The sequence below is a fragment of the Postechiella marina genome (genome assembly GCF_039538365.1).
Taxonomy (GTDB): Bacteria; Bacteroidota; Bacteroidia; order Flavobacteriales; family Flavobacteriaceae; genus Postechiella; species Postechiella marina.
On the sequence record NZ_BAABCA010000003.1, the window covers coordinates 476,827 to 493,191 of the forward strand.

The window sequence follows — 16,365 nt, forward strand, 5'->3', positions numbered from 1 at the left end:
ACTTTAAATAGGTTAAAATAATTAAGTTATAGGGTAAGTTTTGAGCTTAATAACTCGTCTTTTTATCTTTTTTTTGGTAAAAGAATAATTCAATGTTTTAAAAATGTTTTACTCCTACTTATTTTAAATAATATATTGTTATGAATTTTATTAAAAAAATACACTTACTTTTAGCTAGTACATTCTTGTTTTTAACAAGTTGTATAGCGCAAACAGAACGCCCAAATATATTACTAGTTTTGTGTGACGACCTTGGTTACGCAGATGTAGGCTTTAATGGTTCTACAGATATTGTTACTCCAGAAATGGATAAACTAGCAAAAAACGGAGTGGTTTTTACATCTGCCTATGTGGCGCATCCTTTTTGTGGTCCAAGTAGAGCATCATTACTAACAGGACGTTATTCTCAAGAAATAGGGACACCTTTTAATTTACATAGTAATTCTAGTCAAAAAAATGAAGACAATATGGGAGTACCATTAAAGGATGTTTTTATGTCTAAAGTTTTACAGAACTCTGGTTACTATACTAGTGCTTTTGGTAAATGGCATTTAGGTGCAGCCCCTAAGTATCACCCTAATAATAGAGGTTTCGATAATTATTATGGTTTTATAGGTGGTGGGCATGATTATTTCCCAGAGCAATATTTAAAAATATACGAAAAACAGCTTAAGGCAGGTAATAAAAACATAAGAGATTATTATTTACCATTAGAGCATAATAAAAAAGAAGTAAGAGAAACAGAGTATATTACAGATGCTTTATCTAGAGAGGCTGTTAATGGTATTAAATTAGCATCAAAAAACAAAGACCCTTTCTTTATCTATTTAGCTTACAATGCACCACATGTACCTTTACAAGCAAAAAAGGACGACATGCAAAAATTTGCTCATATACAAGATAAAGATAGAAGAACATATGCTGCAATGGTTTACGCTGTAGATAGGGGCATGGGCGAAATTGTAAAGACTTTAAAAGAAACCAACCAATTTGATAATACTTTAATCGTATTTTTAAGCGATAATGGAGGTAATTTTGATCATGGAGCAAGTAATTATCCATTAAAGGGAACCAAAGGAGATGCTTGGGAAGGTGGATATCGTGTACCTATGTTTTTTCATTGGCCAAATAAAATAAAAACAGGGAAAAAATTTGATCACCCAGTATCGTCATTAGATATATATCCAACATTTGCAAAACTTGCAGGGGCGAGTTTACCAAAAAATAACAAGTTGGATGGAAAAGAGATTATGGACGATGTAATAAATAACAAAGAGCCACATAAAGACGAATTAATTTACTGCTTACGCTACAGGCATGGTCATTGCGATGTTGGTGCTAGACAAGGCGATTGGAAAATTACACGTGTAGGTAACGAGCCTTGGCGTTTAACTAATATTACAGCAGATATTGGAGAAAAGAAAAATATGGGAGGTAGATACCCAGAACGCCTTAAAAATATGGTTGCAGAAACTAAAAAATGGACAGAAACTTTTATAACTCCTTTATGGTATTATTCTGCTCAAGATGAAGAAATGTGGAACGATGGAAGAATGCCAAAATACGATGAAACATTTGAGGTAGATAAGTTAATTAAACCAGCCTCTGGACATTAATAATTTTCTCTAAATATTCACACTAGAGAGATAATAGAAGGAGTAAATAAAGTAAAATCGATAAAATTAAGCTAGAAATAAACTTGACAAGGTAATATTTTTAGTTTCATTTTTATCATTGTAAAAATTGTATGAGTAACTTGCGTTTTAAACTAAACACAGCATGATTAAAAACATTTTTACAACTCTATTTATTGCTATTTGTTTGTTTTCTTGTCAAGAAAAAACAACAAATTCTGACGGTTCTTTTAACCGTGAGGCCGATTTTAATTTCGATTGGAAATTTCAACTACAAAAAGACACTACTAAACTTACCAACGTACCTCTACCCGATGCAAATTGGAGAGACGTAAGACTTCCCCACGATTGGAGTGTAGAATTCTCTTTTGATAAAACGCTAGAAGGGTGCACAGGCTATTTACCTGGAGGAGTTGGTGTGTATCAAAAACATTTTGAAACCCCTAAAGATATTAGCGAAAAAAGTGTTTATGTATTATTTGATGGTGTATATAACAACGCTAAATTTTGGTTAAATGGCAAAAGTTTAGGAGAGAATCCTTACGGTTATTCTCCTGTTTATTTTGATTTAACAACGCTTTTAAATAAAGATAAAGAAAACATACTAACAGTTCATGTAGACCATTCAAGATATGCAGATTCTCGCTGGTATACAGGTAGTGGTATTTACAGAAATGTAAAACTAATTACTCTTAACAAACTACACATTCCTATTTGGGGTACGTTTGTGTCTACTCCAATAGCCACAAAACAAAAAGCCTCTATTCATTTAGAAACTACAGTAAAAAATCAATTAGCAGCTAACGAAAATTTCACCTTATCTACTAAAATTTTAGACGAAAAAGGTAATCAAGTTGCTTTAAGTGAAGAACAATTAAATATAGAAGCTAATAAACAAAATACCTTCTCTCAAGATTTTTCGCTAGCTAATCCTAAATTATGGGACACCGAAAACCCTAACATGTACAGCGCAGTAACTTCTGTTATTCAAAAAGGTAAAGTATTAGACACATACACAACTCCTTTTGGCATTCGAAGCTTACGCTTTGACGCTAAAACTGGTTTTTATTTAAATGAAGTCGCTACAGAAGTTAGAGGTATTTCTATTCACCATGATGGTGGTTTAGTTGGTGCTGCTGTACCAAAAGGAGTTTGGAGAAGACGTTTTGAAAAACTTAAAGCTTGTGGCGTTAACGCAATAAGAACAGCTCACAATCCGTATTCTAAAGAGTTTTTAGATTTATGTGACGAAATGGGAATCTTGGTACAAGATGAGTTTTTTGATGAATGGGATTACGCGAAAGACAAAAGAAAAAACTACCACGATCGTAGCACAGATTACATTACTAGGGGTTATGTAGAGCATTTTCAAGAATGGGCTAAAAGCGACTTAACACGCACCATGTTACGCGATAGAAATCACCCAAGTGTATTTCAATGGAGTATTGGAAACGAAATTGAATGGACTTATTTACATTACAGATACGATACTGGTTTTTGGAAAGATCCAAACAATCCACAGGCATCTGGTAAATATTGGGGAAGCGAGCCTATTTTAACGCCAGAACAAATAAAAGCAAACTACGATGCTGCCGAAAAAGGAGAGCATATATTAACAGAAACTGCACATAAACTAGCAAAATGGACTAGAGAACTAGACCCAACTAGAGTTGTTACAACCAATATGGTAGTACCACAAACAAGTATGGTAAGTGGCTATGCAGACGCTGTAGATATTTCTGGATTTAGCTATAGAAATAAAGATATTGCATGGGCTAAAAAACACTGGCCAGACAGACATATTACTATTAACGAAAACCCTGGTACTTGGGACGATTTAAAACATGTAATTGATAATCCGGGCGTATTCAGCCAATTTATGTGGACAGGAATTTCTTATATGGGAGAACGCGATGGAGATTGGCCTGCAAAAAGTGGTTGGGGAGACCTTTTAAATTTAGCTGGTTTTGAATTACAAGGCTGGAATTATTTTAAAAGTGTTTGGGTAGACGAGCCTCACCTTTCTATTGGTACTTTACCTATTGCAAAGTCTGGATTTAAACAAACCGGTATTTCTGGTCAACAGTTACCAGAAAACAGTAATGCTTATAAATGGAGAGACTCTAATATGCATTGGAATTATAAAGAAGGAGAATCTGTGGTTGTAGAAGTTTGTACTAATTTCCCAGAAGTAGAATTATTTATAAACGATCGCTCTTTAGGTAAAAGAAAAATGGCAAATAGCCCAGATAGGTTATTACGTTGGACCATTCCTTTTCAAGCAGGAACACTTACTGCAAAAGCAATTAAAGAAGGAAAAGAAATTACTACCCAATTAAAAACAACATCTAAAGCAACAAAATTAAACCTAACCGCAGATAAAACTAATTTAAAAGCAGATGGTTACGATGTATCTCATTTTGTGGTACAATTAGTTGATAAAGATGGCTTAGCTGTAAAAACCGAAGATGCTAATATTGAATTCGAAATTATTGGCGATGCCAAACTACTAGGTGTTGATACTGGTATTAGCGAAAACACACAAGACTTTCAATCTAACACTATTAAAACAGGAAAAGGCAGATGTTTAATGATACTTCAGTCCACTAAAAAAGCAGGAACAGTAAAAGTTATAGCAAAGGCTGAAGGATTTAAAAACCAAGAAATAACACTTCAAATTAAATAAAACATTTAAAATATATTCCCATAAATACAGGAATACATTTTAAACAAGTTAAAAACTAATAAGTGTAAGTTAAACAAAGCACTATTTTTAGCATAGAATTTTCCGTAATTTGATAAAAATTTATCAAATTCCATGATTATGAAACTGCTAAAAATAGTGTTTTTACTTTCCGTACTGTTTGGTTGTAAAACCAAAGAAACACCAAAAGAAACACAACCAGCAAAAAAGCCTAATATTTTATTTTTAGCCATTGATGATTTAAGGCCCGAAATTGGCGCTTATGGTTCAGAAATTGCCATTACACCCAACCTAGACAAACTAGCAAGTCATGGTTTATTGTTTAATCGAGCATATTGTCAAGAACCTATATGTAGCCCTTCAAGAGCTAGTTTAATGACGGGGTCAAGACCAGAAACTATTAACGTTATAGAGAACTTTACATATTTTAGAGAAGCCAATCCAGATATAGTAACTATCCCTCAACATTTTATAAAATACGGTTACGAAACTGTTCACACCGGTAAAATTTTCCATAAACCATCTTGGGCAGATAACGAAAAATCTTGGAGTAGAAAGCCCGCAAACAATAAAATGACCATTAAAAAAAGTAGAACTCCTGGCGGTTACGCCCTACCAGAAAACCAAGAATTTTCTAAAAAAAGTACAGCAGAAGTTATTGCTAAATATGGAAAAAACGCACCAAGAAATGGCTTAGGAAAAGGTCCTGCATTCGAAAAAGCAGATGTCGAAGACACCTTTTACGAAGATGGCTACAATGCAGAGTTAGCCATTGTTACCATGAAAGATATGCTTGCTAAAAACCCAAACAAACCTTTCTTTTTAGGAATGGGAATGAAAAAACCACACTTAAATTGGTTAGCACCTAAAAAGTATTGGGATTTATACGATCCTTCAAAAATAAAATTAGCTACCCAAACAGAAGCTCCAGAAAACGGAGCAACAATGGGGCTACATCCTTCTTTTGAATTAAGAGCGCGTTACGGTATACCAAAAAAAGGACCAATTAACGACGAGATGGCAAGAACCCTTAAACATGCTTACTTAGCTTGCGTAAGCTACATTGATGCCCAAATTGGTAAGATGATTGATGCCTTAGACGAAGCTGGAGTAAGAGATAACACGATAATAATTGTGTGGAGCGACCATGGTTGGCATTTAGGGGATATGGGCATTTGGGGAAAGGCCACTAATTATGAAATTGGTACACGTGTACCACTAATGATATGGACACCAAATATGCCTGCAACAACTAGAGGTAAAAAATCTGATGCTTTAGTAGAATTAGTAGACATATATCCAACTTTATGCGAATTAGCAGGAATAGAGTTACCAAACCATTTAGAAGGTCAAAGTTTTGCACCTCTATTGGACAGTCCAGATAAAATATGGAAATCTGCTGCATTTAGTCAGTTTCCAACTCCAGCTTTAAGAGAATGGGCTGCAAACCCTTTATCGCAAGGTATGCGAGAAACCTATTTTGGGCCATTAATTGAAGAGGTAGAAGGAAAAATTAAAACTCAACTAAAAAATAAATGGGATCGCGATTTGTTCGAAAACAGATTAATGGGCTATAGCATGCGCACAGAGTATTATAGAATGATTGTTTGGAAAGACTATACTAAACCAGAAAGTAAACCTTTATTTATAGAACTATACGACCATAAAAACGACCCTACAGAAACTGTAAATATTGCAGATAAAAACCCAGAATTAGTTGCAAAACTTTTAAAACAATTTAATAAAGGATGGAAAGGCAATAAAGCGGTTTTAAACTAGTATAAAAGAGCAATTCTTTTAAAGAGATTGTTTATTAATAGCATAGTATATCGTTAAAAGTAGTTTTAGTCTCTTCTTCTCTATGGATAATCTACTTTTAACTTTCTTCTGTCTAAAAATGCTTTAGAAGTTTCCCAAATAGCAGGAGAATAGATAAAACTAGCAGAATATTCAAACTCTATAATTTTGCCAGATTTTAGTTTTTCTTTACCTATTAAATAGTAACTGTCTCCTACGTGATTACTAAAATATTTTTTTGCTGAAGTAAAAAATATTGTATCTCCTACGTTATATTTTTTTACTACTGTCTTATCCTCTTGTAAAGTACTAACATCTATAAAATACTCTTTAAATCTATTAGAATTTAAGTCTCCTCGTTTTAATACCGATGCCTGTTTAACTATAAGAGGTTTATTTATATAAGCTTTAAAATTTGCAGTATTAGAAACATCAGTTGTAGAGGAGTAAGCTAAAAACCAAAGTAATAAACCAATAAATACAAGTATTGAAATTACTAGAACCAGCATAATTTTTTTTAGCTTGTTCATATTTTTATGCTATTCTTAATAAAAACCATTAAAGTGCTTTAATATCGTCTGCAGATATCCATCCTGTTTTTCCGTCAGACAGCTTAATTTTATTCCATTCTTTAATAGAATCTAGTACCTGTACTTTGGTACCTTCGTGTAATCTAAAAGACTCTTCACTGCGTTTATTAGGTTCGCTTTTAACCTTACTTTCTTGAGAAAAAACAATAGCAGGATTATCTTTTTTATCTAAATTATATTTATGAAAAGCTAATACTAAAGATATAACCATTAACAACAAAGACACATTGCTTACTATAAAAGCTAAACGCTTTTTAACAGTAGAAAAAGAGAAATAATAAGCTAGAAATAATACCACAAATAAAAACGCGAAAGCTACTGCTAATTTTGCCCAACCATCAAAAGTAAAAGCATGTGTTATCTTTTTTCCAAGTTTAGTAAATCCTGTTTCTGGTAACACATCTATAGCATCAATAGTCATATTTTTTGCAAACGATAAGTTGTTTTTTATATCTGCATCATTAGGGTCTAGCTGTAAAGCCTTTTCGTAATAATAAATACTTGGTGCAATATTATTTAATTTATAATGCGCATTCGCAAGGTTAAAATAAACCTCGGCCGAGTGTTTTTTTGTTTTTAAAATAGCTTTATAAGCATCAATAGCTTGAGCATATTCGCCATCGTTATACAAAGTGTTTCCTTTTTCGAATAACGCATCGTTTTGCGCCAAAGTTACAGTACTAAACAAAAATGCAAGGATGTATATTAGGTTTTTCATCTTAACGTGCTTGTTTATCTATTAAAGAAATGGTTTGTGCTGCTTTATTGTAATCTTCTTGCATTGTTACAATGGTTATTGGCGTATAACGTGCCAGTTCGCAACTTTCTAGAATAGCATTAAAATCTTTTATAACCTCGGCTTCTACACCTTTTTCGGTTAATAAAACTTGAATTTTATCTTTACTTAAATCACTTGTTTCTATATGCAATTTGGCTTTTAAATAATTATGCAATGCTTTTTCTAAGGCTATATAAAAAGCTTCTTTTTTACCTAAGGCTTTCTTGGCATTACTTAAATATTTCTTTGCCAGTTTATCGGCTTTTCTTATTCTGTTACCAAATACATCGGCATCTCTTGTCGCTTTCTTTTTTCTAATAATTATAGCTATAGGAATTACTAAAAAAGGCAACAACAAAGCACTCCAAAATAAAGGTGTTTTAAAAAAATAGTTTTGCGATATAGATTCAATATTGGTTTTAGTTTTAATAAAAGCAAACTGATCGTTATTTAAAACAACACGCTGCTTTGCACTACCTATACTGGTTTCTTCACCTGTTTGTACCGCATTATTTAATGGTCCTTCTAATACATCTATAACAATTTCTTTAGACGATAAACGTTTGTAGCTTTCTGTTTTTAAATCGAAATAAGAAAAAGAAATATTAGGGATAGGGTATTTACCTTTATACTGAGGCACTACGGTATAAGTATCTGAAATACTACCTTGCATACCCGATAAATTGGTTCTTACATTTTCTACATGTTCTGGTTCGTAAACCTCTAAAGAACTTGGTAACGCTATTTTAGGTAAGTTAAATAATTTTAAGTTTCCTTTTCCTTTAACCTCAACTTTAGTTTGTAAAGACTCTGATGCGTTTAATTCTGTTTTACTTGTAGAAACATTAAAAGAAAAATCGCCTACTGCACCAGTAAAATCTATAGGCTTACCAGCTTCTGGTAATGGTTTTACATTAATTGTCTTATTACCTGCAGATACGGTTTTATGCACACGCGTCATCATGCGGTTACCAAAAATATCGCGTCTATTTGATGGTACTTGTACCGTAATATCTAGACTTAATGGCTCTATATTTAATTTCCCTGTTTTTTGAGGATACAAAACCGCTTTTCTTAACACTAAAAACCGGTATTCTTCGCCTTTATAGGTACCGTTTTCTACCTTTTGCCCTTTAGTGTCTATCGTTTGGCTCCAAAAATCGTTGTATCTGGGACTGTCAATTTCGTGCCAATTATCTACACCTGTACTTGGCGAGACATACAATTTATAAACTACAGTTATAGCCTCGTTTAAATATGGGTTAGATTTAGAAACCTCTGCAACTAAATGAATTGTTTCTGACGCTATATAATTAGGGTCGTTAGGATCTTTTGGTTTATCGATAGCAGCTGTTACTACTACTTTTATAGGTGTTGTTTTATAGGTTTCGCCATCTATAACTATGGTTGCTTGTGTAATAGTAAAATTACCTCGTTTTTTGGGCGCTAAAAAATAACTGTATGTTTTTTTAAACGACCTAACTCCATTAATCCACGAATTACTAACCGATTGATTTGGGCCTCCAACAACTGAGAATCCTGAAAAACTTGGCGGATTAAAGTTATCGCCATCTTTATTCATTTCAAAATCTACACGCAATCGTTCGTTTATACCAAGCTTACTTTTACTAACCTTTGCTTCAAATTTTACTTGCGAAAAAGCAAAACTTGTTGCAAACAAGAGTAATAATATAGATACGTACTTTTTCAATTTCATTTTTACTTTTAATAAATTCCTTTATGTAGTAGGCTCACAAAAAAAGAAGCTTTTTTACCAATCTTTTTCTGTTTTTACTTTAACACCTTTTTGTTTTTCAGCATTCATTTTTTCTTGAACTTTTTGTTCTTGATTATTCATAGCTTCCAAAAGGCTTTTTATTTGCTGAGGTGATAATTGTCCTGGTTTAGGCTGTGGCTTTTGCTCGTCTTTCTTTTCGTCTTTATCTCCTTTATCTTCTTTCTCATCTTTAGGGTCTCCCTTATCATCTTTTTTATCTTCGTCTTTCTTCTCGTCGTCTCCCTTATCTTTATTCTCGTCCTCTTTATCTTGATCGTCTTTATTATCCTGATCCTTATTATCCTTGCTATCCTTGTCTTTATTCTCTTTATTTTCGTCTTGTTTATCCTTACTCTTGTCTTTGTCTTCTTTATCTTTATTATCCTTATTCTCGTCGTCTTTATTTTCGTCTTGCTTCTTATCTTCTTGCTCCTTTTGCTTTTTCTTTGCTAAGGCTAAATTATAACGCGTTTCTTCGTCTGTTGGGTTATTTCTTAAAGCATTTTTATAAGCTTCAACCGCTTCTTTGTAATTTTCGTTTTTCATTAAAACATTTCCCATATTATGAAATGCTTTATGGCGTTCTGCTTTAGATGTTGCGCCTTTTGCTGCTTGTTGATGCCTATACAAAGCTTCTTCATAATTTCCTTTTTCGTAATACGAATTACCTAAATTATAAGCTCCCGTTACTGCTAAAGGCTGATTAGATAAAGCCTTTCTATATTCTATTTCGGCCGATACAAAATCGTCATTACTAGCTAAGTTATTTGCTTCGTAAATATGATTATTTGCCTTTTTTATAGCTAACAAAGCCTCTTTATCTTGCGAAAAAGAAAGCGACGTAACTAATGCCATTGTTGCTAAGACTATTTGTTTTATCATTTTATTTCTAATATAAAAAACCTTGTTATTTTTCTTCGTTAAATATTTTATAAATGTTTCGCTTCTGCAGATTTACTAAAAATTCTCATTAAATAAATTCAGTTTTTTCAGCCAAGCAGTTTTACGTTCTAACAAGAACACATCTAATAATAAAAAGAATATTCCGAAACCTAAAAACCATTGAAACTGATCTTTAAAATCGGCAAATTGTTTAGCTTCAAACTCGGTTTTATCCATACTATTTAATATTTCGCGAATGCTTTCTACCACATTATCTGTGTTTTTACCATTTATATAGGCGCCATTTCCCTCTTCTGCAATACCTTGCAAAGTTTCTTCGTTTAATCGGGTAATTACCGTTTCGCCTTGTCCATCTTTTTTATAACTCTGTACAATACCGTTTTTCTTAATTGGTATTGGGCCTCCTTTTAAATCGCCCACACCAATTGTAAATATTCTTATACCTTCTTTATTTGCTTCTTCTGCAATAGATACAGCTTCTTCTGTATGGTCTTCTCCATCAGAAATAATAATTAGCACACGATTGGTTTGCTCTTCATTATCGAAATAAGTTTTTGCTAGCTTAATAGCCTCACTAATTGCTGTACCTTGAGACGATAGCATATCGGTATTCATGTTGTTTAAAAACATTTTTGCCGAGGCATAATCTGTTGTAATTGGTAATTGCGGAAATGCTTTACCTGCATAGGCTATAATACCAACTCGGTCACTTGCTAAATTATTTACAATTTGTGTTACTAACTGTTTAGATTTTTCTAAACGGTTTGGCGCAATATCTTCGGCCAGCATACTTTTTGACACATCGACAGCAAAAACGATATCGACACCTTCTCTTTTTACGGTTTCTAATTTTGTGCCATTTTTAGGGTTAACTAAAGCCATAGATAAACATGCAAAAGCCAAACAAAGCACTATAACTTTTAAAATAGATTTAAAAAAAGACTTATTAGGGCTTAACCTATTAAGCATCTGCTTATCTGCAAATTTTTTCTGCGCACTTCGCTTCCAAATTTGAAGTAATAGAAACAACACCACAACCACAGGAATGATTAGCAACGTCCAAAACCATATTTTTTCTTCTAGTAAATCAAACATATAACAACTCTAAAATTCTATTTTTAATACTTTTTTTCGCTTTCGCGGATATAGCAAAATACTTTTACACAAAACTTCTAAAAAAGGTAAAGCGCATTAACAACTCTATTAACAACAATAAACCCGCTAAGAGCACTAGAGATCTATACTTTTCTTCGTAGTTATAAAACTTAAACTCTTCTACCTCTGTTTTTTCTAGTTTATTTATTTCGTCGTAAATCTCTTCTAGCTTTTTATTGTTTGTTGCTCTAAAATATTTACCACCTGTAACTTCGGCTATTTCTTTTAATAATTCTTCGTCTATTTCTACTTGAACACGCCCGTATTGAAATCCACCATTTCTATTAAGTGCCACCGGAGACAATGCCATTCCGTTAGTTCCTAAACCAATAGTATAGGTTTTAATTTCGTATTCTAAAGCCAATTCACTCGCTATTTTAGGATCTATAAAACCAGAATTGTTTACACCATCGGTTAATAAAATAATAACTTTGCTAACAGCCTTGCTATCTTTTAACCTATTTACAGATGTTGCCAAACCCATACCTATAGCAGTTCCGCCTTCTATAATAGTGTTATATTTTATATCTCTTAACGATCGTAAAACAATAGATTTATCGCTGGTTATTGGTGTTTTTGTAAAACTTTCGCCTGCATACTCTACTAAACCAATACGATCGTTTGGCCTACCTTTTATAAACTCTGCAGCTACTTTTTTAAGCGCTTCTAGTCTGTTTGGCAATAAATCTTTAGCCAACATACTAGCCGATACATCTATGGCCATTACAATATCTATACCACGCGTAGTTTTTGTTTTTGTAGACACATCTACCGTTTGTGGTCTTGCTAAAGCGGTAATTAATATAGCTAGCGCAAATAAACGTAATGCAAATAATAAGTGTTTAAGCTTTGGCAACCACGAATTGGTTACCTTAAATCCCTTTAAGCTAGATATTTTAAGTTCTGCTGTTTGTTTTTTGTGCTTTAGCACATACCAAAAAACCGCTAATGGTAATAATAACAACAACCAAAAAAACTCTTTATCTAAAAATTGTATCCCTTCTAACATTACTCTTCATCATATTTAAGTTCTACAGAATTTAAAATACGTTCTACTATTTTATCTGCATAAGTATCGTCTTCCTTCCAAGTTAATACAATTTGTTGTATTACATTTTCTGCATTAAATACTAAAACGGTATAGTTTCCAGATTCTTTCTCGCCTTCTATTAACGTTGGAAAATTACCTGTTCCGTGTGTTTTTAAACCCTCTGCTCCATTTGGCGTAACAAACTTATCTGTTTTAACAAGCATGTTTTCTACACCTTGAGCTTCCATCATTTTTATACTTTGCTCTGCTATTTGTTTAAGCTCTATTTTATTTTCGCCTAAATTTTTAATTTTAGTAGTAACCACTACTACATTAAATTTATCTATTAAGCTACCATAGCCAAACATGGTCATTTCTACCTGCTGTTTCGCTTCTTCTGGTATTGGCGGTTCCATACGTTTTAAAACTTTAGGCGTGGTAATAGTAACTGGCGGTATACCGTATTGACTTGTGTACCACTCTCCTTCTAACAACTCTTTACTATCGTGCCCAATAACAGTGTCTTTTACATAATCAAAACCAAACTTAAAAGATAAACCAATTACGGTAGCAACTAATAAAAACACACTAATACCAACTGTTATCCATATTTTTTTACGTTTTTGTTTGCGTTCTTGCTCTTCTCTGTATTGCTCGTCTAGTAGTTTTTCTTCTTCGGTAGGTTCTGGCAATGCTTCTCTTACATGGTCTATTTCTATATCAATAGTATCTCTATCTATTTTAGCTAGCTCTATATCTGGTGCAGACTTAGCAAACTTTACCAAATCGGCTCGTTTTAAAATACTTTCTAAATTCTTAATATCTTCTTTACTTAAATCGACTTGATTAGCTTTTTTAAGTAAATTAAGTCTGTCTATAAGTTCGTCTGTTGTACTTTCTAGCGCGCGATCGTAAACTTTCTCATCAAGATATTTTCTTATAATAAATGTTAATTCAGAATAATAATCTTTTAAATTTTCTTCTTCTAAATAACTAGACTTATCTAAGGTTTGAAGCGCAAGTTTTGCCCTATCGTAAGGAGGTAAAAGCGCTATTTTTTCTTGTTCTGTTAACGGTTTTTTACGCCATAAAAACCAATACAACAGAGCTGCAATAGCTGCAATAGCCATTAGGGCGTACAATAAATATTTCCACCAATCGCTTCCCATTTGGTTAACCTCAACAATAGGCTTTATATCGTAAAGTCCTTGTTTTGTTGTATCTACAACGACTTCGCTTACACGTACATCCAACGAGTCTGTAAAAAAAGTTTTATCGCCAATTATAATTTTCTGTTTCGGAATATTGTAATATCCAGAATCGAATTGCGTTAAGCCATAACGTCTTACTAAATTGAATTTGTCTTTGTTTTTGGTGGTATCAATTTGATAGGTTTCTATCATTTCCAAAGCGCCAAACGATTGCCCTTCTGGAAAAACTACTAGTTTTGTAGAATCTGCCTCTACCTCTATTTTATAGGTAATTTGCTCCCCTATTCGAATAGAATTTGTTTCTACAGACGATTTTACTTGCGAAAACGAGAATAAAGAGATAAGGCACAAGAAAAAAGACAAAGCAAACTTTGACCTTAAACCAAATGGTTTTGATTCTTGATTTTTAATTCTTAATCCTTTTATATTTAAACTATTTTCTTTCATTTTAATTAGGTTTCCACTGCGCTCAACCAGACCTATTAACTTTATTTAACCTCTCCTTTTAAAATATCCTAAAAGCTTTTTAACGTAGCTTTCGTCTACGCGACAATCTATAGCTCCTGCTCCAGACCTTGAAAAACTTTCTTTGTAATATTTTACTTTTTCTTGATAGAATTCACTGTAATTCTGTCTTACTTTTTTAGACGATGTATTTACAAGCATTAATTCGCCAGTTTCTTCGTCTTGCATTTGTACCATACCTAAATTAGGAATAGCTTCTTCGCGCTCATCATAAATTCTAATACCAGTAACATCGTGCTTATTAGCAGCAATTTTCATGGTATGTTCGTAATCGTCTGCTATAAAATCTGAAAGCACAAAAACAATAGCCTTCTTTTTCATAACATTTCTTAAAAACTTTAAAGCTTCGGCTAAATTAGTTTGCTTACTTTTTGGTTCGAACTCAATAAGTTCTCGAATAATTCTTAAAACGTGAGAACGTCCTTTTTTAGGCGGAATAAACAGCTCTACAGTGTCAGAAAATAAAATCAATCCTATCTTATCGTTATTTTGTGTGGCCGAAAAAGCTAAAGTTGCTGCTATTTCTGTTACCACTTCGTTTTTAAATTGCTGGTTTGTTCCAAACAACTCAGAACCCGAAACATCTACCATAAGCATCATGGTAAGTTCGCGTTCTTCTTCAAAAACTTTTACGTAAGGTTCGCTGTAACGTGCGGTAACATTCCAATCGATACTACGTACATCGTCTCCAAATTGATATTGGCGCACTTCGCTAAATGTCATACCACGACCTTTAAAGGTAGAATGATATTCGCCTCCAAAAATATGATCAGACAAACGACGTGTCTTAATCTCTATTTTACGTACTTTTTTTAGTAATTCTTTAGTATCCATTTTTTAAGTATGCAGTGTGCAAATCTTTAGTTAACAGTCAAAAAAAATAAAAATTAAAATTCGAGTATACAACTACGTATCAAATTCTAATTTACTGCCAACTCTCTATGGTACTTCTATTTCGTTTACAATTTTATTAATAATATCTTCTGATGTTACATTCTCTGCTTCTGCTTCGTAAGTAATACCTATTCTATGTCTTAACACATCGTGAACAACTGCACGTACATCTTCTGGTATTACATAACCTCTACGTTTAATAAAAGCAAAACATTTTGCTGCTGTAGCTAAGTTAATACTACCACGAGGCGATGCTCCAAAAGAAATAAGCGGCTTTAAATCTGCTAGTTTATATTTTTCTGGGTAACGTGTTGCAAAAATAATATCTAAAATATACTTCTCTATTTTTTCGTCCATATAAACCTCTCTAACAACTTCTTGCGCTCTTAAAATTTGAGACACAGAAACTACAGGGTTTACTTTCTCCCAAGAACCTTTTAAATTAGCCCTCATAATCATTTGTTCTTCAGATATTTTTGGGTAATCTATAACAGTTTTTAACATAAAACGGTCTACCTGAGCTTCTGGTAACGGGTATGTACCTTCTTGCTCTACAGGGTTCATGGTTGCCATTACTAAAAAAGGCTTGTCTAGCTTAAAAGTCTCGTCGCCTATAGTTATTTGCTTTTCTTGCATAGCCTCTAATAAAGCCGATTGCACTTTTGCAGGTGCTCTATTTATCTCATCTGCTAAAACAAAATTGGCAAATATTGGTCCTTTTTTTATCGAAAAATCGTTAAGCTTCATGTTATAGATTAAAGTACCTGTAACATCTGCTGGTAATAAATCTGGAGTAAATTGTATTCTACTAAAACTACCATCAACAGCTTTCGCTAAGGTATTAATTGCTAGTGTTTTTGCTAAACCTGGCACACCTTCTAATAAAATATGTCCTTGCCCTAACAAACCTATAAGCAAACGCTCTACCATGTGTTTTTGCCCCACGATAACTTTGTTCATCTCTAAGGTAAGCAAATCAACAAAAGCACTTTCTTTTTCGATCTTTTCGTTAATTGTCTTAATATCAATTGTACCTGTCTCTTCCATCATATTATATTTTTAAAAGCCCGAATATACTGTTCTTATTTGAGCATTGCAATTTGTTAAAATTTTTAATTAAACGGTGTTAACAATTGGTTAAAAAAAACAGGCATTTTATCAATGAATTAGGCATTTAACTAATAATTTTGATAAGATTATCACAAAAAACGTACAGATTGGTATTTAAGCTTAAAAGACGAAAAAAAATAAAGTAAATGAATGATTAACTATAATTTGACACGAACTGTGTTTTATTAAACTTGTTTTAAGTATTTTTATACAAGAATTAGCGTATAAACTAATTGATTTACTGCCATGCAGGAATA

12 protein-coding genes are annotated in these 16,365 nt (G+C 32.9%); 3 read left to right on the forward strand and 9 right to left on the reverse strand.

The window, feature by feature from the left end; translation table 11 throughout:
- The first annotated feature begins 140 nt into the window (after positions 1 to 140).
- From ABD715_RS08515 to ABD715_RS08525, 3 genes are all read left to right on the forward strand, one after another.
- Positions 141 to 1,616: a sulfatase-like hydrolase/transferase gene (locus tag ABD715_RS08515; protein ID WP_344787737.1), complete on the forward strand. Its 1,476-nt coding sequence runs from the start codon at positions 141 to 143 to the stop codon at positions 1,614 to 1,616.
- Between the two features lie 163 nt (positions 1,617 to 1,779).
- Positions 1,780 to 4,320 (forward strand): glycoside hydrolase family 2 TIM barrel-domain containing protein, encoded by a 2,541-nt coding sequence (locus ABD715_RS08520; RefSeq protein WP_344787738.1) that lies wholly within the window; start codon positions 1,780 to 1,782, stop codon positions 4,318 to 4,320.
- A 138-nt stretch (positions 4,321 to 4,458) separates the two neighbouring features.
- Positions 4,459 to 6,117, forward strand: coding sequence for a sulfatase (locus ABD715_RS08525; protein ID WP_344787739.1), 1,659 nt, complete (start codon positions 4,459 to 4,461; stop codon positions 6,115 to 6,117).
- 80 nt (positions 6,118 to 6,197) lie between these two features.
- On the opposite strand, the gene ABD715_RS08530 is transcribed toward ABD715_RS08525, so the two are convergent.
- The 9 genes from ABD715_RS08530 to ABD715_RS08570 all read right to left on the reverse strand — a co-directional run bounded on the left by ABD715_RS08530 (position 6,198) and on the right by ABD715_RS08570 (position 16,045).
- Positions 6,198 to 6,665 (reverse strand): hypothetical protein, encoded by a 468-nt coding sequence (locus ABD715_RS08530; RefSeq protein ID WP_344787740.1) that lies wholly within the window; start codon positions 6,663 to 6,665, stop codon positions 6,198 to 6,200.
- Between the two features lie 28 nt (positions 6,666 to 6,693).
- The gene (locus tag ABD715_RS08535; RefSeq protein ID WP_344787741.1) at positions 6,694 to 7,443 is read right to left on the reverse strand and encodes a tetratricopeptide repeat protein; all 750 of its coding nucleotides are present in this window, start codon (positions 7,441 to 7,443) and stop codon (positions 6,694 to 6,696) included.
- A 1-nt stretch (position 7,444) separates the two neighbouring features.
- A complete protein-coding gene (locus tag ABD715_RS08540; protein ID WP_344787742.1) occupies positions 7,445 to 9,220 on the reverse strand; it encodes a BatD family protein in 1,776 nt (591 codons plus the stop codon).
- Between the two features lie 54 nt (positions 9,221 to 9,274).
- On the reverse strand, positions 9,275 to 10,162 hold the full coding sequence (locus ABD715_RS08545; protein ID WP_344787743.1) for a tetratricopeptide repeat protein: 888 nt from the start codon (positions 10,160 to 10,162) through the stop codon (positions 9,275 to 9,277).
- Between the two features lie 75 nt (positions 10,163 to 10,237).
- Complete coding sequence (locus ABD715_RS08550; protein ID WP_344787744.1) at positions 10,238 to 11,278, reverse strand: VWA domain-containing protein; 1,041 nt, start codon at positions 11,276 to 11,278, stop codon at positions 10,238 to 10,240.
- A gap of 64 nt (positions 11,279 to 11,342) precedes the next feature.
- The gene (locus tag ABD715_RS08555) at positions 11,343 to 12,347 is read right to left on the reverse strand and encodes a vWA domain-containing protein (protein ID WP_344787745.1); all 1,005 of its coding nucleotides are present in this window, start codon (positions 12,345 to 12,347) and stop codon (positions 11,343 to 11,345) included.
- The gene (locus ABD715_RS08560) at positions 12,347 to 14,026 is read right to left on the reverse strand and encodes a hypothetical protein (RefSeq protein WP_344787746.1); all 1,680 of its coding nucleotides are present in this window, start codon (positions 14,024 to 14,026) and stop codon (positions 12,347 to 12,349) included. Before ABD715_RS08560 ends, ABD715_RS08555 begins: the two co-directional genes overlap by 1 nt.
- 45 nt (positions 14,027 to 14,071) lie before the next feature.
- Positions 14,072 to 14,938: a DUF58 domain-containing protein gene (locus ABD715_RS08565; protein WP_344787748.1), complete on the reverse strand. Its 867-nt coding sequence runs from the start codon at positions 14,936 to 14,938 to the stop codon at positions 14,072 to 14,074.
- A gap of 105 nt (positions 14,939 to 15,043) precedes the next feature.
- On the reverse strand, positions 15,044 to 16,045 hold the full coding sequence (locus tag ABD715_RS08570) for an AAA family ATPase (RefSeq protein WP_344787900.1): 1,002 nt from the start codon (positions 16,043 to 16,045) through the stop codon (positions 15,044 to 15,046).
- Positions 16,046 to 16,365 lie beyond the last annotated feature (320 nt).